We start from the raw sequence: 22,281 nt of genomic DNA on the forward strand, positions 1-22,281 counted from the left end.
TGCGACGGGCGGAAGCGCCCGGATAGCCTGCGCGGGTGGGCCACGTCGAAGTAGGACATCTGACATACGTGCTGCCCGACGGGCGCCCTCTGCTCAACGACGTCTCCTTCCGCATCGGCGAAGGCGTCAAGGCGGCACTCGTCGGGCCCAACGGCGCGGGCAAGACGACGCTGCTGCGCCTGATCGCCGGCGACCTCCAGCCGATCGACGGCTCGGTCGCGAGCTCCGGCGGTCTCGGCGTGATGCGCCAGTTCATCGGCAGCGTGCGCGACGGCAGCGGGGTGCGCGAGCTGCTGCTCGGGGTCGCGCCGCCGGCCGTGCGGCAGGCCGCCGAGCGGCTCGACGCGGCCGAGCTGGCGATGATGGAGCGCGACGACGAGAAGACGCAGATGCGTTACGCGCAGGCCATCGCCGACTACACCGACGCGGGCGGCTACGACATCGAGGTGCTCTGGGACACCTGCACGGTGGCGGCGCTCGGGGTGCCGTACGAGCGGGTGAAATACCGGGACGTGGCCACGCTGTCCGGCGGCGAGCAGAAGCGGCTCGTGCTGGAGGCGCTGCTGCGCGGCCCCGACCAGACCCTGCTGCTCGACGAGCCCGACAACTACCTCGACGTGCCCGGCAAGGAGTGGCTGGAGCAGCAGCTCAAGGAGACGCCGAAGACGGTGCTGCTGGTCAGCCACGACCGCCAGCTCCTCGCCAACGCCGCCGACCGGATCGTCACCGTCGAGTCCGGCGGGGTGTGGATCCACGGCGGCGGCTTCGCGACGTACGCCGAGGCGCGCAAGGCCCGCAACGAGCGCCTGGACGAGCTGCGCCGGCGCTGGGACGAGGAGCACGCCAAGCTCAAGGCCCTGGTCAACATGTTGAAGAACAAGGCCAGGTACAACGACGGCATGGCCCCCGCCTACCACGCCGCCCAGACCCGGCTGCGCAGGTTCGAGGAGGCGGGCCCGCCCGAGGTGGCCCCCGCCGAGCAGAACATCCGGATGCGGCTGCGCGGCGGGCGCACCGGCAAGCGCGCGGTGATCTGCGAGCGGCTGGAGCTGACCGGGCTCATGCGCCCGTTCGACCTGGAGGTCTGGTACGGCGAGCGGGTCGCGGTGCTCGGCTCCAACGGCTCGGGCAAGTCCCACTTCCTGCGCCTGGTGGCCGGCGAGCCGGTCGCGCACGAGGGCGTGGCCCGGCTGGGCGCCCGCGTGGTGCCCGGCCACTTCGCCCAGACCCATGCCCGGCCCGACCTGAGAGGCCGCACCCCGGTCGAGATCGTCATGACCGAGCACGCCCGGCTCAAGAACGAGGCCATGAAGGCCCTCGCCCGCTACGAGCTGGCCGGCCGGGTCGCCGAGCAGCGTTTCGAGACGCTGTCCGGCGGCCAGCAGGCGCGGCTGCAGATCCTGCTGCTGGAGCTGTCCGGGGCGACGCTGCTGCTGCTCGACGAGCCGACCGACAACCTCGACCTGGCCAGCGCCGAGGCGCTGCAGGCGGGGCTCGACGCCTTCGACGGCACGGTGCTGGCGGTCACCCACGACCGCTGGTTCGCCGCCGACTTCGACCGCTACCTCGTCTTCGGCTCCGACGGCAACGTCTACGAGTCGCCGCAGCCGGTCTGGGACGAGACCAGAGTCGCCCGCCCGCGTTAAAGACCCGCGTTAAAGACTTGGTACGGCTGGCGCGTGTCACCGTCGGCCGTGCCCACGCGCGGGTTATCACGGCAAAGTGATCCCACGCAGCCGAACCGTCAGCCTTCTCGCACTCGGGGCGATCTGCCTCGCGGGGTGCTCCAGCGAGAAGCAGCCCGTGCAGGAGCTCAAGCCTCTCGCGCTCAAGGAACAGGTCTCGACCATCGCCAAGTCGGCGGACGGGTACGCCGTCAGCTGGGCCGGCGTGCTCAGCAACGCCAACCCGTGGCACTTCGGCGAGCACGTGGTGGCCACGATCGTCGGCCAGGACGCCAAGGGCGCGGAGGTCGTCCGGCTGGACCAGCCGCTGGACGCCGTGCCGCCGGGCGGGACGCTGGAGTTCACCGGCCAGGCGACCGCCGCCGAGCGGCCGGCCAAGGTGTCGATCCAGTACCGTCCCGCGCAGTGGCGGCAGGCGGCGCGGGTCCCGTCCGCGTTCCAGCGGTTTCCCGTCACCCGGGCGCAGACAATGCGCCAGAAAGACGGCTCTTACCTTATTACGGGATATGTGGGGAATCCGTACCAGCTGGTGGCCGGAAGCCTGGTGGTGAACGCGCTGCTGCGCGACAAGGCGGGCAAATTGCTCGGCGGCGGCAGCACGTTCGTGGACGACGTGAAAGCCGGCAGCCCGCCCCGCTTCATCCTGACCGTCTCGGGGCTGCCGAGCGGCACCGAGGTGGCCAGGACCGACATCACGGCACGTACGTGGGGCTCCACCGGGCGGCCCTTCGAGGACCTGGCGTTGGCCGGGGCGGTGCCGGTGCACACGGTGAAGCCGACGACCGAACCGTTCGCGGAGGATCGGCGCACCCAAATCATTGCGGATACTCAGCAATAGATACCGAAAAATCGGCATGTAATTCTTGGTGGTAGAGCGACAAGCGATGCCATCGGCGCGGAAACGGTAGAACTATTAGTTACCAATCCATTACCTTCGGTCATATGAACGACCGCAACCTGGTGGAAGCCCTTCGCGCCCGCGATCCCGGAGCCCCAGCCGTGCTCTACGACGCGTACGCGGAGGGCGTCTACCGCTACTGCCGGTCCCTCCTCCGCGACGCGGACGCCGCCCAGGTGGCGCTCCGCGACGCGCTCATCGCCGCCGAGGCGCACGCCGACGTCCTGGCGGAGCCCGCTCGGCTGCGGTCCTGGCTGTACGCCCTGGCCCGCGCCGAATGCCTCCGCCGCCGCACCGCCGGCTCCCGCATCCCCGCCCCGCCCTCCTCGGACCCGCCCGACTCCGACCCGCCCAGCTCCGACCCGCGAACCCCAGCCGGTTCGCCGGACCCCGAGTGGGCGTTGGACGAGCTGCCGGACGGGCCAGGGGACGCGCGGCTGCGGATCATGGCGTGGGACGCCGTGCACAGCCTGCCGCCCGCCGACCGCGAGCTGCTGGAGCTGACCATCCAGCACGAGCTGCCGGACGCCGAGCTGGCCCTGGTGCTCGGCATCCCTTCCCGCCAGGTGGAGCCCGCGCGCGAGGCCGCGCTCCGCCACCTGCGCGACGCCATCACCGTCGAACTCCTGGCCGGGCAGGACCCGGGCGACTGCCCGCGCCGGGCCGCCATACTGAGGGGCTTCTCCGGCCGGCTGACCACGGAGAGGCGCGAGCGGCTGGTCCGGCACCTGTCGGAGTGCGCGATCTGCGCCCCGCGCCGGGGCCGGCAGGTCGCCGCGGCCAAGGTCTTCGAGCTGCTCCCGAAGCCGGAGCTGCCCGACGCGCTGCGGCTGCGGGTGCTGAGCTGCTTCGCCGATCCCGAGCTCGCGCCCTACCGCCGCTACGTCGCCCGCCGCACCTCCGGCCTGGGCGTCGCCGGGTTTCCCCTTCCTCGGAAGAAGGCGGCTCGGCGGTGGCCGAGGGCGCTGGCGTGCCTCCTGGCGGCGGTCGGGGCCGTGGTGGCAATAGCGGTCATCCTCCAGGGGCTCGGCCGCGACGGCGTCGTGTCGGACGTGGCGACGGCCGCGTTCCCGCCCGCGGGCGAACCGCCCGCCGTACGACTGCCCTGGCAGGAGCGCCCCGAGGACGTTTCCGTGACCGTGGAGCCCGTCGCGAACGCCACGGGCATCCCGCCGGCGGCCGAGCCGGCCGCCGTCGTCACGCGCTCCGCGCCGACCCGCCGTCCCCCTGCCGACGGCGACCCGGCGGAACCGAAATCCGGCCCGCCCGGCTCCCGGCCCGGCGACCCTGCCGCCGAGCCCCACAGCCCGGTCGATCCCGGCAATCCGAACAATCCGCGCAACCCCCGCGACCCCGGAAACTCTCACGGCCCGGTCCCGGGAAGCTCGGCCACGCCCTCGCATCACGGCCGGCCCGGCGGCCCCTGCAAGGGCCGCTTCCGTCCGCACTGCCTCCCGCCGACGCCGACCTGGACGGCCACCGCGCCTTCCACCCCGACTCCGCCTCCGGCCGAGGAGCCGACCACTTCGCCGACCACCGCACCGCCCGCGACACCGCCTGAGCCGCCGACCCCGCCGACCACGACGGCCACCGCCGAGGAGTCGCCGACCTCCACTCCGTGACCCTGGACGTCGTCGTCACGTTACGTGAGCGAAACGGGTGGGAATCGTGTGCATAGAGTCACCATCTGTTTCTGGGGGGACCTATGCGCACGATCCGGGCAACGCTGCTGGCGGGCTGCCTCCTGGTAGCCCTGTGCCCGGCCGCCCACCCCGAGCCGCGCCCCGGCACGCACGACCTCCGCAAGGCCCGCCAGACCGTACGCGAACGCTCCCGCGCCCTCGCCACCACCAGCGCCAGGCTGGCCACGGCGCAGTCCCGGCTCGCCACCCTGGCCGCCCACGTGGAGCGGCTGGTCGAGGCGTACAACGGCCAGCTGGTACGCCTGCGCGCCGCCGAGGAGAAGGCCCGCCAGACCCAGGCCCGCCTGGCCGCCGCCGACGCCGAGGTCGAACGGGCCAGGCAGCCGGTCGCGTTGCTCGCCGCCGAGGCGTACGGCGGACTCGGCACGCTGGGCCCGATCCTGGGCCTGCTCACCGATCACGGCGACGACGAGGGCGCGCTGCACCGCGCGGGCGTGCTCGGCCACCTCAGCGGTGAGCGGGCGGCGATACTCGCGAAGCTCCGCGACGCCCAGCAGGTGGCCGCGATCCTGCGGACGCAGGCGGCTGAGGCACAGGCGGAGCAGCAGGTCATGGCCGAACGCGCCCGTGAGGCGAAGGAGGCCGCCAGGGCGGCGGTGGCGAGCCAGCGCCGCGAGACGAGGGCGCTGCAGGTCCGCGAGCACCACCTGCAACGCCGGGTGGACGCCGCCCGCACCCGGGCCGACCTGCTGGCCAGGCGGCGAGCCGTGGCCGCCTCCGCCGCCGGGCTGATGACCGGCGGCTCGGCGTTGGGCGACGTGGCGGCCGACTGGGCGCTCACCCAGCTCGGCAAGCCGTACGTGTGGGCGGCCGACGGCCCGGCGGCCTTCGACTGCTCGGGCCTGACCATGCGCGCGTGGGAGCGGGCGGGCGTCGGGCTCGACCACTGGACGGGCACCCAGTGGACGGCCGGCCCGCACGTCCCGCTCGACCAGCTACGCCGCGGCGACCTGCTGTTCTTCGCGCACGTCACGAGCGACCCGAGCACGATCCACCATGTCGGGATCTATGTGGGCCGCGGCCTGATGGTGCACGCCCCGCAGACCGGCGACGTGGTGCGGGTGGCCTCCATCCGGCGGGGGGACCTGGTGGGCGCCACCAGGCCCCTATGAGTGCGCCCTATGAGTGCGTCCTGTGAGTGCGCCCTGTGAGCACGTCAGTGATGCCCGCCGGACTCCTTGAGCCGCTGGAAGGAGCGCTCGATCTCGGCCTCGGCCTCGGCGCGGCCCACCCAGTTGGCGCCCTCGACGGACTTGCCGGGCTCCAGGTCCTTGTAGACCTCGAAGAAGTGCTGGATCTCCAGCCGGTCGAACTCCGACACGTGATGGATGTCCTGGATGTGGTGCATCCGCGGGTCGGTGGACGGCACGCACAGGACCTTGTCGTCGCCGCCCTTCTCGTCGGTCATCCGGAACATGCCCACCGCCCGGCACGTGATGTAGCAGCCGGGGAACGTCGGCTCCTGGAGCAGCACCAGGGCGTCCAGCGGGTCGCCGTCCTCGCCGAGGGTGTTCTCGATGAAGCCGTAGTCGGCGGGGTACTGCGTGGAGGTGAACAGGAGCCGGTCGAGCCTGATCTTCCCGGTTTCGTGGTCCACTTCGTACTTGTTCCGTTGCCCCTTGGGAATCTCAACGACAACGTCGAACTCCACCGCGGTTCCTCCGCTCAAGCCCCCGGGCACCCCCGGTCGGGCGTTAATGTCTCTAGGCGAACACAGGAGAGAGGGCAGACGTGGCGCGGCACGACCGGTTGGTGATGCTGGCCACTCTCGCCGTGCTCCAGGTGCTGACGGTCGTCACCGGCGTGTACGCGATGACCACCGACTTCAGCCTGGGCGCGCTGACGAGGCAGACGTCACCGGCCGAGCCGACGGCGTCCCCGCCGGAAGGGTCTCCTCCTCCCGCCCCCGTGGTCACCTCGGGGCCGGTGCTGGCCCAGCTTTCGGTGAAGTCAGGAGGCGGACCTCTCCCGACCAAGGGTACTTTGACGCGACAGCTCACCGACGCGCTGGGTGACGAAGCGCTCGGAAAACGGGTGGGCGCCGTGGTCCTCGACGCGGCCACCGGCGAGCGGGTCTTCGCGGCCGACGCCGACACCCCGATCACCCCCGCCTCCACCACCAAGATCGTCACCTGCGTCGCGGCGCTCGCCTCGCTGGGCCCCGACGCCCTGCTGTCCACCCGCGTGGTGCAGGGCGCGGGTCCTGACGCGGTGGTGCTCGTCGGCGGCGGCGACCCGCTGCTGGCCGGCCCGTCGGCCCGGCAGGGCGGCTACCCGAAGCAGGCGAGCCTCGCCACCCTGGCCGGCCGTACGGCCGCCGCGCTCAAGGCCCGCAACGTGAAGAAGGTCACCCTCACCTACGACACGTCGCTCTACACCGGCCCCGCCACGGCACCCGGCTGGAAGCCCGGCTACATCCCCGAGGGCAACGTGGCCCCCGTCCACGCGCTCGCCATCGACGAGGGCCGCCAGAACCCGCGCTCCAACACCCCGCGCGTGTCCGACCCGCCCGCCCACGCCGCCGCGGCCTTCGCCCGGCTGCTGCGCAGGCAGGGCATCACGGTGGCCAAGTCGGTCCGGCCGGGCAAGGCCCCCGCCGGGGCCGCCGAGCTGGGCCGGGTCGACTCGGCGCCCGTCTACGCGCTGGTCGAGCACACCCTGACCCACAGCGACAACGACCTGGCCGAGGCCCTCGCCCGGCACGTGGCGATCAAGGAGGGGCAGCCGGCGTCGTTCGACGGCGGGACGAAGGCGATCATCGCGGTGCTCCAGCGGCTCGGCGCCGCCCAGGGCGTCGCGCTCTCCGACGCCAGCGGCCTGTCCACCCGCAACCGCATCAGCGCCGCCGCCCTCGCCAAGCTGGTGGCCATGGCGGGCTCGCCGGCCTCGCCCGGCCTGCACGCGGTCGCCTCCGGCATGCCGATCGCGGGGTTCTCCGGCACCCTCGGCAACGGCCGCCGCTTCACCGGCCGCGACAGCCGCGGCCAGGTGGGCCTCGTACGCGCCAAGACCGGCACGCTCAACAACGTCAACACCCTGGCCGGGCTGGCCACGACCAAGGACGGACGGCTGGTCACCTTCGCCTTCCTGGCCGACCAGGTGCCGGTCAACGCCGAGCCCGTGCTCGACCGGCTCGCGGCCATCGTCGCGCGGTCTTGACCGGAAGCACGTACGGTGGACGGTATGCAGGTGATCGACTGGGATCTGGCCGTCACGACCGGCACGCGCCTCGTGCGCCCCGGTCCTCAAGTGAGCCGGGAGGAGGCCAGGCAGGCCGTCACCGAGCTCCGCACCCTGTCGCGTGAGGCAGAGGGCCACGTACGCGAGTTCACGAAGATCCACACGGAGACCGCGCCGCAGCCGGCGACCATCGTGGACCGGCCCGGCTGGATCAGGGCCAACGTCGAGGGCTTCCGCGTGGTGCTCGAACCACTGACCCAGCGTGTGGGCAACAGCCCCAACCCGCCGCCCGCCATCGTCACCGCCGTGGGCTCGCGGATCACCGGCGTCGAGGTCGGCGCGGTGCTGGCCTTCCTCGCCTCGCGCGTGCTCGGCCAGTACGAGCTGTTCCTGCCGCCCGACCCGACCGGTCAGGAGCCGGCCGGGCGGCTGACGCTCGTCGCGCCCAACATCGTCCACGCCGAGCGCGAGATGGGCGTCGACCCGCACGACTTCCGGCTGTGGGTGTGCCTGCACGAGGAGACCCACCGCGTGCAGTTCACCGGCGTGCCCTGGCTGCGCGAATACGTCCGCTCGCAGATGACCGAGTTCCTGCTGGCCTCCGACCTCGACCTGCCCACCCTGCTCGAACGCCTGCGCGGCGCCGCCGACACGGTCGCCGACGTGGTGCGGGGCGGCGAGGGCAACCTCATCGACGTCATCCAGTCGCCCGCGCAGAAGGCCATTCTCGACCGCCTCACCGCCGTGATGACCCTCGTGGAGGGGCACGGCGACTTCGTGATGGACGCCGTCGGCCCGTCCGTGGTGCCGTCGGTGGCCGAGATCCGCGGCAAGTTCGCCCATCGCCGCGAGGGCGGCTCCCGCCTCGACCGCACCGTCCGCCGGCTGCTCGGCATCGAGGTCAAGATGAAGCAGTACGCCGAGGGCTCGGCCTTCGTGCGCACGGTCGTCGGCCGCGTCGGCATGGACGGCTTCAACAAGATCTGGACCAGCGCGGAAACCCTGCCCACCACCCAGGAGATCGCCGACCCCGGCCGGTGGATCAACCGGGTGATCGACACCCCGGCCCTGCCCGCCTGACCCCGCGGCGGCCCGGACCCGCGACAATGACGGTCGTGGGCCCACATCCAGCCGTAGCCGACGTCCGCAGAGCCGTGCGGGAGGCGCTCGCCGACCTGCCGCGCGAGGCTCTGGTGCTGGCGGCGTGCAGCGGCGGGGCCGACTCCACCGCGCTGGCCGCCGCGCTGGCGTTCATCGCCCCGCGGACCGGGCTGCGCGGCGGGCTGCTCACCGTCGACCACCAGCTCCAGGAGGGGTCGGGCGAGCGGGCGCGGGCGGTCGCCGCCCAGGGCGAGCGGCTGGGGCTCGACCCCGTGGAGGTGCTCACCGTCACGGTGGGCACGGCGGGCGGTCCCGAGGCCGCGGCCAGGGAGGCCCGTTACGCCGCGCTCGCCGCGGCCGCCGACCGGCACGGCGCCGCGGCCGTGCTGCTCGGCCACACCAGGGACGACCAGGCCGAGACCGTGCTGCTCGGGCTGGCCAGGGGGAGCGGGCCACGCTCGCTGTCCGGGATGGCGGCGCGGGCCGGCCACTACCGCCGCCCCTTCCTCGACCTGCCCAGGGCCACCACCGTGGCCGCCTGCCGGGCGCTCGGGCTCCACCCCTGGGACGACCCCCACAACGACGACCTCCGCTACACGCGGGTCCGCGTCCGCCGCCGGGTGCTGCCCGTGCTGGAGGAGGAGCTCGGGCCGGGGGTGGCGGACGCGCTCGCGCGTACCGCGAGGATGGCCCGCGAGGACGCCGACGCGCTCGACGCATGGGCCGGCTCGGCCTACCGGGATTGCGCTCTAAGCGATATCGCCGGTTCTGTCACCCTCTCCGTGGCGGAGCTGGAGCGGCTGCCGGACGCCGTCAGGCGGCGGGTGCTGCGCCGGGCGGCCATCGCCGCAGGAGCGCCGTCCGGGGCGCTCTCCGCGACGCACGTACTGGCCGTGGACCGGCTGGTCACCCGCTGGCACGGGCAGAAGCCCGCCGACCTGCCCGGGGGTCTGAGCGCCGCTCGGCGGTATGGCACCCTGATACTCGCCAAGAGTCCCCACGCGTAAGGAACCACAGGTGGACGCTGCCGACATGGGCAATGACCTGGAAAAAGTGCTCATCTCCGAGGACGATCTCCAGGCCAGGATCAAAGAGCTGGCCGGGCGCATCGACGACGATTACGCGGGCAAGGACGTTCTGCTCGTGGGCGTGCTCAAGGGCGCCGTCATGGTGATGGCCGACCTGGCCAGGGCCTTGCACGTGCCCGTGCAGATGGACTGGATGGCGGTGTCGTCCTACGGCGCGGGCACCAAGTCGTCCGGGGTGGTCCGCGTGCTGAAAGACCTGGACACCGACATCTTGAACCGCCATGTGCTGATCGTCGAGGACATCATCGACTCCGGCCTGACGCTGCACTGGCTGCTGGAAAACCTGAAGTCGCGCAATCCCGCCTCGCTGGAGATCTGCACCGCGCTGCGCAAACCCGACGCCGTGAAGGTGCCCATCGACGTCAAATACGTCGGCTTCGACATTCCCAGCGAGTTCGTCATCGGTTATGGGCTGGACTACGCCGAGCGTTACCGCAACCTGCCGTTCATCGGCACTCTCGCTCCCCACGTTTACCGATAGAACGTCAAGCATTCTCTCTTGCCACGGCCGGGAACATCGCGCAACGTGACGTACGTTGATAGGGCAAGGCCGGTGCAGCGGGCGGTCCCTCCGCCCGCTCTGCCGGTGTACCTTCAGACTCCGGAAGGGTGACCTTGAGTCCCCTTCGGGTAGTCAGAAGTCGCGGTGCCGGATGCCGCGGCCCCGGGCATGCCCGGGGTTCCAGGCCATGGTCAGGAAGGGACGGGCCCGCAAGGGGTTCCGCATCGGATGGATCTCAAGCGATTTACACGTGGGCCACTGCTGTGGATCCTGGGCATCGTCGTGCTGCTCCTGCTCGTCACCCAACTGTGGAGTGGCGGCGGAAACTTCAAGCAGGCCGACACGTCCCTGGTGCTCCAGCAGATTCGCGCCGGCAATGTCAGCAACGCCAAGGTCGTCGACAAGGACAACCGCATCGAGGTGACGCTGAAGAACCCCGTCACGGTGCGCAAGGGCGACCAGCCGACCAAGCTCGTCCAGGCCTACTGGGTCACGGGTTACGGCAGCAAGCTGACCGACGAGCTCCAGGCGCAGGTCGACGCCAAGAAGACGGACAGCTTCACCACTGAGGTGCCCCAGGAAAACCTCCTGGTCAGCATCCTGATGAGCTTCCTGCCGATCGTCATCATCGTGCTGATCTTCCTGTTCATGCTGAACCAGATGCAGGGCGGCGGCTCCCGGGTGATGAACTTCGGCAAGTCGAAGGCCAAGCTCATCAGCAAGGACACTCCCAAGACCACGTTCGCCGACGTCGCGGGTGCCGACGAGGCCATCGAGGAGCTCCAGGAGATCAAGGAGTTCCTGCAGGCCCCGGCCAAGTTCCAGGCGATCGGCGCCAAGATCCCCAAGGGCGTGCTGCTCTACGGCCCGCCCGGCACCGGCAAGACCCTGCTGGCCCGCGCGGTCGCGGGCGAGGCGGGCGTGCCGTTCTACTCGATCTCCGGCTCCGACTTCGTCGAGATGTTCGTCGGCGTCGGCGCCTCCCGTGTGCGCGACCTGTTCGAGCAGGCGAAGGCCAACGCCCCGGCGATCATCTTCATCGACGAGATCGACGCGGTCGGCCGCCACCGCGGCGCCGGCCTCGGCGGCGGTCACGACGAGCGCGAGCAGACGCTCAACCAGCTGCTCGTCGAGATGGACGGCTTCGACGTCAAGGGCGGCGTGATCCTCATCGCCGCGACCAACCGGCCCGACATCCTCGACCCGGCGCTGCTGCGTCCTGGCCGCTTCGACCGGCAGGTCACCGTCGACCGTCCCGACCTGGAGGGCCGCAAGGGCATCCTCAAGGTCCACGGCCGGGGCAAGCCGTTCGCGCCCGACGTCGACCTCGACACCATCGCCCGCCGCACCCCCGGGTTCACCGGCGCCGACCTGGCCAACGTGATCAACGAGGCCGCCCTGCTCACCGCGCGGGCCGACCAGAAGCTGATCACGATGGAGCTCCTCGAGGAGTCGATCGACCGTGTCATGGCAGGGCCCGAGCGCAAGTCGCGGGTCATGTCCGACAAGGAAAAGAAGATGATCGCCTACCACGAGGGCGGTCACGCGCTGGTGGCGCACGCGCTGCCCAACTCCGACCCGGTGCACAAGATCACGATCCTGTCCCGCGGCCGCGCGCTCGGCTACACGATGACGCTGCCGATGGAGGACAAGTTCCTCGCCACCAGGTCCGAGATGATGGACCAGCTCGCGATGCTGCTCGGCGGCCGCGCGGCGGAGGAGCTCGTCTTCCACGAGCCCACCACCGGCGCCTCCAACGACATCGAGAAGGCCACGGCGGTCGCCCGCCGCATGGTGACCGAATACGGCATGAGCGAGCAGCTCGGCGCCCGCAAGTTCGGCACCGGCCAGGCCGAGGTGTTCCTCGGCCGCGAGATGGGCCACGAGCGCGACTACTCCGAGAAGATCGCCTCCACGATCGACGAAGAGGTCCGCCGGATGATCGAGACGGCGCACGACCAGGCGTGGGACATCCTGGTCGAATACCGTGACGTCCTCGACAACCTGGTGCTTGAGCTCATGGAGAAGGAGACGCTCTCCCGCGAGCAGGTCCTGCAGATCTTCGCGCCGGTGGTCGTCAAGGAGCACCGTCCGTCCTACGCGGGATACGGCAAGCGCCTGCCCTCGGACCGGCCGCCCATCCTGACCCCGAAGGAGAAGCAGTCGGCCAACGGCTCGCTGTCCTCGGGCCGTCAGGACGCGCTGCCGGCCGGCGGCGACGGCGTCTGAAGCAAGCACCACCGGAGCACTTTGTGACACAGCACGACGTCGATCTCGCCCGCATCGAGAAGGCCGTCCGCGAGATCCTCGCCGCCATCGGCGAGGACCCCGACCGCGACGGCCTGGTCGAGACGCCCGCCCGCGTGGCGAGGGCCATGGCCGAGCAGTTCTCCGGCCTCGGCCAGACGCCCGAAGACGTGCTCAACAAGGTGTTCGACGTCGATCACGACGAGATGGTGCTCGTCAGGGACATCGAGGTCTACTCGACCTGCGAGCACCATCTGGTCCCGTTCCACGGCCTGGCCCACGTCGGCTACATCCCCAACCAGCGGGGCCAGGTGACGGGCCTGTCCAAGCTGGCCCGGCTGGTGGACGTCTTCGCCCGCCGCCCGCAGGTGCAGGAGCGCATGACGTCCCAGATCGCCGACGCGCTGATGCGCGTGCTGGAGCCGCGCGGCGTGATCGTGGTGGTCGAGTGCGAGCACCTGTGCATGACCATGCGCGGCGTACGCAAACCGGGCGCGAAGACCGTGACCTCGGCGGTCCGCGGCGACTTCCGCACCAGCGACAAGACCCGGTCCGAGGCGATGGCGCTCATCCTCGGCAGGTGAGCCATCCTTATCCACAACCGGGGACCCGCGATGTCAGCAGGTGTGGTGGAACGCCTAGGCTTGGCCCATGACTAGCATGCCCATCAGCGTGCCGGGAGGGGCGGAGCGGTGTCTCGTCATGGGCGTGGTCAACGTGACCCCCGACTCCTTCTCCGACGGCGGCCGCTGGTTCGACGAGGCGGCCGCGATCAGGCACGGCTTCGAGCTGGTCGATGAGGGGGCCGACCTCGTCGACGTGGGCGGCGAGTCCACCCGTCCCGGCGCCGCCCGGGTGTCGCTGGAGGAGGAGCTGGCGCGGGTCGTCCCCGTGATCAGGGCGCTGGCCGCCGAGGGCGTGGCCGTCAGCGTCGACACCATGCGCGCCGAGGTGGCGCGGGCCGCGGTCGAGGCGGGCGCGCAGCTGGTCAACGACGTCAGCGGCGGGCTCGCCGACCCCGAGATGCCGCGCGTGGTGGCCGCGACCGGCGTCTCCTACGTCGTGATGCACTGGCGCGGCCACAGCCACGACATGCACACCCGGGCCGTCTACCACGACGTGGTCGGCGAGGTGCGCGAGGAGCTGAGCAAGCGAGTGAGCCTGGTGCTGGCCGAGGGCGTGTCGGAGCAGCAGATCGTGCTCGACCCCGGTCTCGGCTTCGCCAAGAACGCCGAGCACAACTGGGCGGTGCTGGCGGGCATCCCCCAGCTGGCCGAGCTGGGCTTCCCGCTGCTCATCGGGGCGTCGCGCAAGAGGTTCCTGGGGCGGCTGCTGGCCGCCCCCGACGGCACACCCCGGCCGTTCAGCCGGAGCGACGACGCCACCCTGGCCGTGACCGCCCTGGCGGCTCAGGCGGGCGCTTGGTGCGTACGCGTGCACGAGGTCGGCCCCAACGCCGACGCGGTGCGCGTGGCCGCCGCATGGACACGAGCGGGAGCAGGCACATGAGCGTCGACACGGCCGCCATCGAGACGGTCAACCAGGAGTTCTACACCGCGATCGAGGGCGGCGACCTCGACAAGATGACCGAGATCTGGGCCGAGGACACCGCCGACGACCAGGTGAGCTGCGTGCACCCCGGGTGGGCGCTGCTGACCGGGCGGTCCGAGGTGCTGCGTTCGTGGGCACTGATCATGGCCAACACGACCTACATCCAGTTCGTGCTGACCGACGTCAACACCACCGTGCTGGGCGACGTGGCGGTGCTCACCTGCGTCGAGAACATCCTCACCGCCGGCGACGAGGGGGAGGCGAGCTTCGCCGCGGGCAAGGTGGTCGCGAGCAACGTCTACCTCCGCACCTCGCAGGGCTGGCGGCTGTGGATGCACCACGGCTCGCCGGTGCTCCAGGGCGACGACGACGAGGAGGAGGACGGCGAGCTTGAGCCTTGATCGCATCGCGCTCAAGGGCCTGCGGGCCCGCGGGCGGCACGGCGTGCTCCCGGCCGAGCGCGAGCTGGGCCAGGAGTTCGTGATCGACGCCACGCTGTTCCTCGACACCGCGCCGGCCGCGGCCGGCGACGACCTCACGGCGACCGTCCACTACGGCGAGCTGGCCGAGGAGCTGACGCGGGTGGTGTCGGGCGAGCCGGTGCAGCTCATCGAGACGCTGGCGCAGCGCCTCGCCGAGGTCTGCCTGGCGTACGAGCCGGTGGCCAAGGTCGAGGTGAGCGTGCACAAGCCGGCGGCGCCGATCCCGCTGCCTTTCGACGACGTGGTCGTGACGATCGAGCGGAGCCGCGTATGAAGACCGTCATCGCGCTCGGCAGCAACCTGGGCAACCGCTTCCAGATCCTCCAGGGAGCGATCGACGCCCTGTTCGACGCGCCGGGCCTGAAATTCGTCAAGGCGTCCCCGGTCTACGAGACCGATCCGGTGGGCGGCCCCGAGGGGCAGGACCCCTATCTCAACGCGATCGTGGTCGCCGAGACCACGCTGGAGCCGCGCACGCTGCTGGAGCGGGCGCTCAGCGTCGAGAACGCCTTCGGGCGGGTGCGCGCCGAGCGCTGGGGGCCGCGCACCCTCGACGTCGATCTCATCGTCGTGGGCGAGACCGTCTGCGACGACCCCGACCTGACGCTGCCGCACCCGAGGGCGCACGAGCGGGCGTTCGTGCTGGTGCCCTGGCTGGAGGCCGACCCGGCGGCCGTCGTGCCCGGCCGCGGCCGGGTGGTCGACCTGCTGGCCGGGCTCGACCGGGAGGGCGTGCGGCCGCGGCCCGACCTGACCTTGCAGAGGCCCGATTGAGGCCCACGCATCCCGGCCACCTGGTCGGCATCCTCGTCGTTCTCGCGCTGCTCACCTGGGCGCTGCTGCACCGGTTCTACGGCGACATCGCGTGGCTCCTGCCGTGGACGGCGATCCCGACGCTGCTGCTGCTGGCGATCGGCGAAGGCTACAGCGGCTGGATCACCAAGGCCAGGATCGCCCGCAAGCCGGGCACCAAGCCGGTGGAGCCGCTGGCCGTGGCCCGGCTGGCGGCGCTGGCCAAGGCGTCGGCGTACGCGGGGGCGGCCTTCGGCGGCGGTTTCGCCGGTTTCGCGCTGCACACGGTGGGGATCCTCGACCGCGAGACGCCGCGCTCGGAGTTCTTCATCGCCACGGGGTCGTTCGCGGCGTGCGTGGTGCTGGTGGTCGCGGCGCTCTATTTGGAGCACGCCTGCCGGGTGCCGAAGGACCCGGAGGACCAGAAGCCGAAGTAGCGCCGGGCATCGCGGCTTTAAGTGCTATTTGTCGATGTCCCCCACGACGAAGAACATCGAGCCGAGGATGGCGACCATGTCGGCCACCAGGTGCCCGGGCAGCATCTCGCGGAGCACCTGGACGTTGTTGTAGGAGGCCGAGCGCAGCTTGAGCCGCCACGGCGTCTTGTCGCCCTTGGAGACCAGGTAGTAGCCGTTGATGCCGAGCGGGTTCTCGGTCCACGCGTACGTGTGCCCCTCGGGCACCTTCAGCACCTTCGGCAGCCGCTGGTTGATCGGCCCGGGTGGCAGCGAGCGCAGCCGTTCGACGCACCTGTCGGCCAGGTCGAGCGAGACCTTGACCTGCTCGAACAGCACCTCGAAGCGGGCCCGGCAGTCGCCGGCGTCGCGGGTGACGACCTTGACGGGCAGCTCGGGATAGGCGAGGTAGGGGTCGTCGCGGCGCAGGTCGAGGTCGACGCCGGAGGCGCGGGCGATGGGGCCGCTGACGCCGTACTGCATGACCTGCTCGCGGCTCAGCACGCCGACGCCCTTGGTGCGGGCGACGAAGATGTCGTTGTGCAGAATGAGGTCCTCGATGACGGGCACCCGGCGGCGGGTCTCGGCGACGGCCTCGGACACCCGGTCCAGCCAGCCCAGCGGCAGGTCCTCCTTGAGGCCGCCGACCCGGTTGAACATGTAGTGCATGCGTCCGCCGGAGATCTCCTCCATGACGGCCTGGATGCGCTCGCGCTCGTTGAAGGAGTAGAAGATGGGCGTCATCGCGCCCAGCTCCAGCGGGTAGGAGCCGAGGAACATGAGGTGGCTCAGCACCCGGTTGAGCTCGGCCAGCAGGGTGCGCGCCCACACGGCCCGCACCGGCGGCTCCATGCCGAGGAGGCGTTCGGCGGCGAGCACCACGCCCAGCTCGTTGGCGAACCCGGCCAGCCAGTCGTGCCGGTTGGCCAGCATGATGATCTGGCGGTAGTCGCGTACCTCGAACAGCTTCTCCGCGCCTCGGTGCATGTAGCCGATGATCGGCTCGGCGGTGGCGATGCGCTCGCCGTCGAGCGTGAGCCGGAGGCGGAGAACGCCGTGCGTCGAGGGATGCTGGGGGCCGATGTTGAGGATCATGTCCTCGGTGGCCAGCTCCTTCGCGCCCGCGCCTATCCCGACCACACGTTCCGTCATACGGCCATGCTCCCACCGTCCTTGGAGGTGATCCAGCGCGGGGGACGGTCGTGGGCGGGCATTGGTCAAGGATCGGTACGGATTCGCGTCACCTGTGGGGACTTGGTGTGGTCGTGGGGAGAAGACGGGAGACGGGGGGAGAAGCACCATGAAGAGAGTTGTGTTCGATGTGGCGGCCCTGATCGCCCGGGTGGTCACCGGTGTGATCTTCGTGGCGCACGGCGTGCAGAAGTGGCAGGGCGGTCTCGGCGCGACGACGGGGATGTTCAGCGGGATGGGGATTCCGTTGCCCGGCGCGGCCGCCGGCTTCGCCACCGTGGTCGAGACCGTCGGCGGCGTCTTCCTCATTCTGGGGCTGCTGGTGCGGCCGGTGGCGTTGCTGCTGCTGATCGACATGATCGGCGCGATCGTCTTCGTGCACGGCCACAGGGGAGTCCTGGTGGGCGAGGGCGGATGGGAGCTGGCGGGCGCGCTCGGGGCGCTGTGCCTGCTGTTCCTGGCGCTCGGTGGCGGCCGGATCGGGCTGGACGGGCTGTTCGGCGCGATCTTCCACCGCCGCGCGCGGCAGCGGGTCGCCGAGGACGAGCTGATCGAGCGCCGGCGCGGCCCGGCCATGGGTCCGGGCCCGTCCAACGTCAGCGTCAGACACGGAGGCGCGGAGGACGCCTACCCGGCGGGCGCCGCCGGACCGATGACGCCCGCGGAGCCGGGAATGCCCGCCGAGCCGGGAATGCCCGGCGAGCGGCGAGAGGTCCCTCGGCAACCGTCCGCGCCGCGCACCCATGCGGGAGGGCTCGACGACGAGGACATGCGCGACATCGACGCCCTGGTCTCCGAGGACCAGCCGGAGCACCGCAAGCCGCCGAACCGCTGACCAGGGAACCCCTGCCGCCGGTCAGCGGGACACGATGTCGCGCAGAGCCTCGATGAGCCGGTCCACGTGCTCCTGCGTGGTCCCGATGCCGATGGAGGCCCGCACGGCCGAGGCGGTGTCGTCCTCGCACCCGCCGTCGGCCGTGCCCAGCAGGTGCCGGACGAACGGGTGGGCGCAGAACTTGCCGTCGCGCACCCCGATGCCGTACTCGCCGGAGAGCGCCTCGGCCACCTCCCGCGCCGTGTGCCCGTCCACGGTGAACGACACGATGCCCACGCGCGGGTGGTCGTCACCCCACAGGGCCAGCTCGCGTACGCCGTCGATGGCCGCCAGGCCGGCGCGCAGCCGCGCGAGCAGCCGCTCCTCCTCGCGTACCAGCGCGGTCCAGCCGGTGGCGCTGAGCGCGTCGCAGGCCGCGGCGAGCGCGATCGCGCCGAGCACGTTGGGGGTGCCGGCCTCGTGGCGCGGCTCGGGGTCCTCGTGCCACTCGGGGGCCTCGCCCACCGCGCGCACCGCGCCCCCGCCCTTCAGGTACGGCTCACCGCCGGCCAGCCAGTCCCCACGGCCCACCAGCGCTCCCGCACCGAACGGCGCGTACAGCTTGTGCCCGGAGAAGGCCACGTAGTCGAGGTCCAGCGCGGTCAGGTTGAGCCGCCGGTGCGGCACGAACTGCGCGGCGTCCACCAGGATGCGCGCCCCGTGGCGGTGCGCGATGTGCGCCAGCGCGGCGATCGGCCACAGCTCGCCGGTGACGTTGGAGGCGGCGGTGACGACGAGCAGCTTGGGCCCGTCGATGGCGGCCAGCGCCTCGTCGGCGGCGCGTACGGCCTCGCCGGGGAAGGCGGGCGGGGCCAGCCGGACGGCGTCGTCCCAGGGCAGGAGCGAGGCGTGGTGCTCGGTGTCGAAGACCACGACGGTGGTGCCGTCGGGCAGGCAGCGGGCCAGCAGGTTGGTGGCGTCGGTGGTGTTGCGGGTGAAGATCACGGCGTCGGAGGGGCGGGCGCCGACGAACGCCCGTACGGTGTGCCGGGCCTGCTCGTACCTGGCGGTGGTGAGCTGGGAGGCGTAGCCGGCGCCGCGGTGGACGCTGGAGTAGGCCGGGAGCGCGGCGGTGACGGCGGCGCTGACCGGCTCCAGACAGGGCGCGCTGGCGGCGTAGTCGAGGTTGGCGTACCGGACGAGCCGGCCGCCCTTGACCGGCACCTCCAGGTCGGCCCCGACCACGGCGGGGATGGGCCGGGCGCTCTCCGGCGCGGCGGCGGGGGCCACGGTGGCGGCGGCGGCGTCGTTGAAGATCGTCAGTGTGGGCACAGCACTGCTCCTCGGGTCATCGGACCCCAGGAAACGGCCTCGGAGCCCGCGCTTGCCCGCCACACCTCGTGACGGACCAGGTCTTCACCCGGGGCACCCCGCCGCGGACGCGAGGGTTGCCGGCCAGCTAGCCGGGGCTTGTCGCTGGCGCTCATGACCTACGCCCGCACTATAACCGACACCACGCGGTCGGACGCAAGCCCGTGAACTTATGCGGCAGGTAATGCGTTGTGCCCGGAAAGTTCTCGGCCGCGTGTCACGGAGGTATGCAGATGTTGGACTGGGTCGCCGATCCCCAAATCTGGATCGGCTTCTTCACTCTTGTCACCCTGGAGATCGTCCTGGGGATCGACAACATCATCTTCATCTCCATCCTGGCGGGGAAGCTGCCGCCCGAGCAGCGCGACAGGGCCCGGGTGCTCGGCCTGGCCGCGGCCCTGGTCAGCCGGCTGCTCCTGCTGCTCGGCCTGTCGTGGGTGGTGCAGCTCACCGAGCCGCTGTTCACGGTGCTCGGGCATGAGATCTCGGGACGCGACCTCATCCTGCTGCTGGGAGGACTCTTCCTGCTCGGCAAGAGCGTCACCGAGATCGGCCACACCATGGACGGCCCGGCGGGCAAGGACGGCAAGAACGCCGCCGCCGTCTCGTTCACGTCGGTGATCGTGCAGATCATGATCCTGGACGTGGTCTTCTCGCTGGACTCGGTCATCACCGCGGTCGGCATGGTGGACGAGCTCGGCGTGATGATCGCGGCGGTCGTGGTGGCGGTGCTGGTGATGTTGTTCGCCTCGGGGCCGATCAGCCGCTTCGTGGACCAGCACCCGAGCGTCAAGATGCTGGCGCTGGCGTTCCTGGTGCTGATCGGCGTGGTGCTCGTGGCCGAAGGGCTGGACCAGCACATCCCGAAGGGCTACATCTACTTCGCGATGGCGTTCTCGGTGGTCGTGGAGCTGCTGAACATCCGGGTGCGCAGCAAGAACGCCAGGCGGCGGCAGGTGGAGGCTGCCGAGCACGAGGGGGAGGCTTCTAAGATGCAGTAGTGCGCTTTGACCCCTGGAATCCGGATTTCGTCGCCCATCCGTACCCGGTCTATGACGAGCTGCGGCGCGAGCGGCCCGTCTGCTTCTACGAGCCCACCAACCAGTGGCTCGTCTCCCGCCACGTGGACGTCAACGCCCTGCTCAGGGACCGCCGCCTGGGCCGGTCGTACCTGCACGTGGCCACGCACGAGGAGTTCGGCAGGCCGCAGGAGCCGGAGTTCCAGGAGCCGTTCTGGCGGGTGATCAGGGCGGGCATGCTGGACGTCGAGCCGCCGGTGCACACGAGGCTGCGCCGGCTGGTGTCGAAGGCGTTCACGCCGCGCATGGTCGAGTCCCTGCGGCCGCGCGTGCGGGCCATCGCGGGCGGGCTCGCGGACGCGTTCGTGGAGAAGGGCGGGGGCGACCTGCTGGCCGAGGTCGCCGAGCCGCTGCCGGTCACGGTGATCGCGGAGATGCTCGGCATCCCCGAGTCCGACCGCCACCTGCTCCGCCCCTGGTCGGCCGACATCTGCGGCATGTACGAGCTCAACCCGGCCGTCGAGGCGCAGCACACCGCCGTCCGCGCGGCCACGGAGTTCGCCGCCTACCTCAGGGACCTGGCCCGCGCCCGCCGCGCTGCCCCCGGCGACGACCTGATCAGCGCGCTCGCCCAGATCCCCGAGCTGACCGAGGACGAGCTGATCGGCACCTGCGTGCTGCTGCTCAACGCCGGCCACGAGGCCACGGTGAACGTCACCGGCAACGGCTGGTGGTCGCTGTTCAGGAACCCCGAGGAACTGGCCCGGCTGCGCGCCGACCGTTCGCTGCTGCCCACCGCCGTCGAGGAGCTGCTGCGCTGGGACACTCCGCTGCAAATGTTCGAGCGGTGGGTGCTGGAGGACATCGAGGTCCACGGGGTGGAGATCCCGCGCGGGGCCGAGGTGGCGCTGCTGTTCGGCTCGGCCAACCGGGACCCCGCCGTGTTCGAGGACCCGGATCGGCTGGACGTGGGCCGGGCCGACAACCCGCACATCTCCTTCGGCGCCGGCATCCACTTCTGCCTGGGGGCGCCGCTGGCCCGCATCGAGCTGATGGAGTCGTTCGGGGCGCTGCTGGACCGTACGGCGAGCCTGGAGCTGCGCGAGGAGCCCTCGTGGAAGCCCGGCTACGTCATCCGCGGCCTGGAGGCTTTGCACCTCACCGCAACCCCCGCCTGAGCGCCGTCAGCGGCGCTGGTCGAGCCAGCCGAAGCCGCCGAGCCCGGCCGGATCGATGAGCTCGCCCTCCTCCGACGCCCGGGCCAGCGCCCGCAGGTAGCCGCGCGGATCCCGGTGGGCCAGCTCGACCGGCGGCCGGGCGCCGGTCAGCCCCAGGGAGCGCAGCGCCGCGCGCTGTGTGGACAAGGTTGTGGATATCGCGCCCGCCCGGCGGCCCGCCTCGGCGCAGGCGTCGAGCGCCACATGCGCCGTGATGTCGCAGGTGCCGTCGGGTATGGGGCTGACGACCGCCCCATCCCGGTAGCCGGTCAGCGTGCCGCAAGGAGGACGGTTGTCCACAGGGTGTGCATAATCGACGGCGATCGCCCGGCCCCTGGTGAGGCGGGTGACGACGGCCGCCCACGCCTCGTCGCGCGGCCGGCCGATCTCGGCCCGCGCCCCCACCCGGGGCAGCGGCCACCACCGTTCCAGCCACTCCCGGTCGGCCGGCCGCAGGGGGCCGCCGATCCGCTCCTCGCCCGTGTGGACGTCCACCATGACCAGCCGCGGCCCGCCGGAGGTCTGCTCGACGACGTCCACCGGCACGTTGTCGAGCCATTCGTTGGCGATGGCGAGGCCGTGGATGGAGTCGGGCAGCCCGCCGCGCCACTCGATCCGCTCGGGCAGGCCATCCGGCCGGGACGACAGGTCGACCGCCGTGACCCGCAGCCGCTCGCCCAGGCCGGGCTCGGCGGCGGCCAGCACGCGGGTGACCAGGGTGCCCTCGCCGGCGCCGATGTCCACCAGGTCGAGCGCGTCGGGCTTGCCCAGCTCGGCGTCCACCTCGCGGAGCAGCGCGAGCACCGCCTCGGCGAACGCCGCCGAGGCGCTGACGGACGTGCGGAAGTGGCCCGAGGGGCGCTCGCGGAGGTAGAAGCCCGCCTCGCCGTACAGCGCTCGCTGGGTCGCCGCGCGCCAGGTCAGCCACATGTCATGGACTATCTCACGTCCGGCTGACGGCACGCTTGGTCATCATGTGACTACT

At 71.5% G+C, this 22,281-nt stretch carries 22 protein-coding genes and 1 riboswitch; of the genes, 18 read left to right on the forward strand and 4 right to left on the reverse strand.

Annotated elements, in window-relative coordinates; all coding sequences use genetic code 11:
- Nucleotides 1-35: 35 nt before the first annotated feature.
- The 4 genes from SMD20_RS31970 to SMD20_RS31985 all read left to right on the forward strand — a co-directional run bounded on the left by SMD20_RS31970 (nt 36) and on the right by SMD20_RS31985 (nt 5,398).
- Nucleotides 36-1,646, forward strand: a complete 1,611-nt coding sequence (locus SMD20_RS31970; RefSeq protein WP_329588475.1) for an ABC-F family ATP-binding cassette domain-containing protein — start codon at nt 36-38, stop codon at nt 1,644-1,646.
- Between the two features lie 157 nt (nt 1,647-1,803).
- Nucleotides 1,804-2,523: a hypothetical protein gene (locus SMD20_RS31975; protein ID WP_329588476.1), complete on the forward strand. Its 720-nt coding sequence runs from the start codon at nt 1,804-1,806 to the stop codon at nt 2,521-2,523.
- Between the two features lie 104 nt (nt 2,524-2,627).
- Nucleotides 2,628-4,205 carry a hypothetical protein gene (locus SMD20_RS31980; protein ID WP_329588477.1) on the forward strand — a complete coding sequence of 526 codons (1,578 nt, stop codon included), beginning with the start codon at nt 2,628-2,630 and terminating at the stop codon, nt 4,203-4,205.
- An 83-nt stretch (nt 4,206-4,288) separates the two neighbouring features.
- Complete coding sequence (locus SMD20_RS31985; RefSeq protein WP_329588479.1) at nt 4,289-5,398, forward strand: C40 family peptidase; 1,110 nt, start codon at nt 4,289-4,291, stop codon at nt 5,396-5,398.
- Nucleotides 5,399-5,442: 44 nt separating this feature from the next.
- Here the strand turns inward: SMD20_RS31985 and SMD20_RS31990 are convergent, their stop codons facing one another.
- Nucleotides 5,443-5,937 (reverse strand): inorganic diphosphatase, encoded by a 495-nt coding sequence (locus tag SMD20_RS31990; RefSeq protein ID WP_091081296.1) that lies wholly within the window; start codon nt 5,935-5,937, stop codon nt 5,443-5,445.
- A gap of 80 nt (nt 5,938-6,017) precedes the next feature.
- Here SMD20_RS31990 and dacB point away from each other — a divergent pair, with 80 nt between their 5' ends.
- The 11 genes from dacB (at nt 6,018) to SMD20_RS32045 (ending at nt 15,666) form a co-directional block, all read left to right on the forward strand.
- Entirely contained in the window at nt 6,018-7,445 is a 1,428-nt protein-coding gene (gene dacB, locus SMD20_RS31995) for a D-alanyl-D-alanine carboxypeptidase/D-alanyl-D-alanine endopeptidase (protein ID WP_329588482.1), read from the forward strand.
- 24 nt (nt 7,446-7,469) lie between these two features.
- Nucleotides 7,470-8,546 (forward strand): zinc-dependent metalloprotease, encoded by a 1,077-nt coding sequence (locus tag SMD20_RS32000; RefSeq protein WP_329588484.1) that lies wholly within the window; start codon nt 7,470-7,472, stop codon nt 8,544-8,546.
- 26 nt (nt 8,547-8,572) lie between these two features.
- Nucleotides 8,573-9,574: a tRNA lysidine(34) synthetase TilS gene (tilS, locus tag SMD20_RS32005; protein WP_329588487.1), complete on the forward strand. Its 1,002-nt coding sequence runs from the start codon at nt 8,573-8,575 to the stop codon at nt 9,572-9,574.
- A gap of 10 nt (nt 9,575-9,584) precedes the next feature.
- Nucleotides 9,585-10,136, forward strand: a complete 552-nt coding sequence (hpt, locus tag SMD20_RS32010; RefSeq protein ID WP_329588489.1) for a hypoxanthine phosphoribosyltransferase — start codon at nt 9,585-9,587, stop codon at nt 10,134-10,136.
- 249 nt (nt 10,137-10,385) lie between these two features.
- A complete protein-coding gene (gene ftsH, locus SMD20_RS32015; protein ID WP_329588491.1) occupies nt 10,386-12,386 on the forward strand; it encodes an ATP-dependent zinc metalloprotease FtsH in 2,001 nt (666 codons plus the stop codon).
- On the forward strand, nt 12,383-12,988 hold the full coding sequence (gene folE / locus SMD20_RS32020; protein WP_051112430.1) for a GTP cyclohydrolase I FolE: 606 nt from the start codon (nt 12,383-12,385) through the stop codon (nt 12,986-12,988). Before ftsH ends, folE begins: the two co-directional genes overlap by 4 nt.
- 67 nt (nt 12,989-13,055) lie before the next feature.
- A complete protein-coding gene (gene folP, locus SMD20_RS32025; protein WP_442942534.1) occupies nt 13,056-13,913 on the forward strand; it encodes a dihydropteroate synthase in 858 nt (285 codons plus the stop codon).
- Nucleotides 13,910-14,356, forward strand: coding sequence for a nuclear transport factor 2 family protein (locus tag SMD20_RS32030; RefSeq protein ID WP_020540842.1), 447 nt, complete (start codon nt 13,910-13,912; stop codon nt 14,354-14,356). Before folP ends, SMD20_RS32030 begins: the two co-directional genes overlap by 4 nt.
- Nucleotides 14,346-14,711 (forward strand): dihydroneopterin aldolase, encoded by a 366-nt coding sequence (folB, locus tag SMD20_RS32035; protein ID WP_329588494.1) that lies wholly within the window; start codon nt 14,346-14,348, stop codon nt 14,709-14,711. Before SMD20_RS32030 ends, folB begins: the two co-directional genes overlap by 11 nt.
- A complete protein-coding gene (gene folK, locus SMD20_RS32040; protein ID WP_329588496.1) occupies nt 14,708-15,211 on the forward strand; it encodes a 2-amino-4-hydroxy-6-hydroxymethyldihydropteridine diphosphokinase in 504 nt (167 codons plus the stop codon). Before folB ends, folK begins: the two co-directional genes overlap by 4 nt.
- Nucleotides 15,208-15,666 carry a DUF3180 domain-containing protein gene (locus tag SMD20_RS32045; RefSeq protein WP_329588498.1) on the forward strand — a complete coding sequence of 153 codons (459 nt, stop codon included), beginning with the start codon at nt 15,208-15,210 and terminating at the stop codon, nt 15,664-15,666. Before folK ends, SMD20_RS32045 begins: the two co-directional genes overlap by 4 nt.
- Nucleotides 15,667-15,690: 24 nt before the next feature.
- Here the strand turns inward: SMD20_RS32045 and SMD20_RS32050 are convergent, their stop codons facing one another.
- On the reverse strand, nt 15,691-16,836 hold the full coding sequence (locus SMD20_RS32050; RefSeq protein WP_329588499.1) for an NADH-quinone oxidoreductase subunit D: 1,146 nt from the start codon (nt 16,834-16,836) through the stop codon (nt 15,691-15,693).
- Nucleotides 16,837-16,984: 148 nt separating this feature from the next.
- Between SMD20_RS32050 and SMD20_RS32055 the strand changes: the two genes are divergently transcribed.
- Nucleotides 16,985-17,710: a DoxX family protein gene (locus tag SMD20_RS32055; RefSeq protein ID WP_329588500.1), complete on the forward strand. Its 726-nt coding sequence runs from the start codon at nt 16,985-16,987 to the stop codon at nt 17,708-17,710.
- A gap of 21 nt (nt 17,711-17,731) precedes the next feature.
- On the opposite strand, the gene SMD20_RS32060 is transcribed toward SMD20_RS32055, so the two are convergent.
- Nucleotides 17,732-19,021: an aminotransferase class V-fold PLP-dependent enzyme gene (locus tag SMD20_RS32060; RefSeq protein ID WP_442942535.1), complete on the reverse strand. Its 1,290-nt coding sequence runs from the start codon at nt 19,019-19,021 to the stop codon at nt 17,732-17,734.
- A 43-nt stretch (nt 19,022-19,064) separates the two neighbouring features.
- Nucleotides 19,065-19,180: riboswitch (SAM riboswitch) on the reverse strand.
- A 113-nt stretch (nt 19,181-19,293) separates the two neighbouring features.
- Between SMD20_RS32060 and SMD20_RS32065 the strand changes: the two genes are divergently transcribed.
- On the forward strand, nt 19,294-20,061 hold the full coding sequence (locus SMD20_RS32065) for a TerC family protein (RefSeq protein WP_329588501.1): 768 nt from the start codon (nt 19,294-19,296) through the stop codon (nt 20,059-20,061).
- Entirely contained in the window at nt 20,061-21,257 is a 1,197-nt protein-coding gene (locus SMD20_RS32070; protein ID WP_329588503.1) for a cytochrome P450, read from the forward strand. Before SMD20_RS32065 ends, SMD20_RS32070 begins: the two co-directional genes overlap by 1 nt.
- Before the next feature lie 6 nt (nt 21,258-21,263).
- Here SMD20_RS32070 and SMD20_RS32075 read toward each other — a convergent pair whose 3' ends face one another.
- Nucleotides 21,264-22,226 carry an SAM-dependent methyltransferase gene (locus tag SMD20_RS32075; protein WP_329588505.1) on the reverse strand — a complete coding sequence of 321 codons (963 nt, stop codon included), beginning with the start codon at nt 22,224-22,226 and terminating at the stop codon, nt 21,264-21,266.
- Nucleotides 22,227-22,281 lie beyond the last annotated feature (55 nt).

The sequence above is a fragment of the Nonomuraea sp. LP-02 genome, from assembly GCF_036289125.1.
Taxonomy (GTDB): Bacteria; Actinomycetota; Actinomycetes; order Streptosporangiales; family Streptosporangiaceae; genus Nonomuraea; species Nonomuraea bangladeshensis.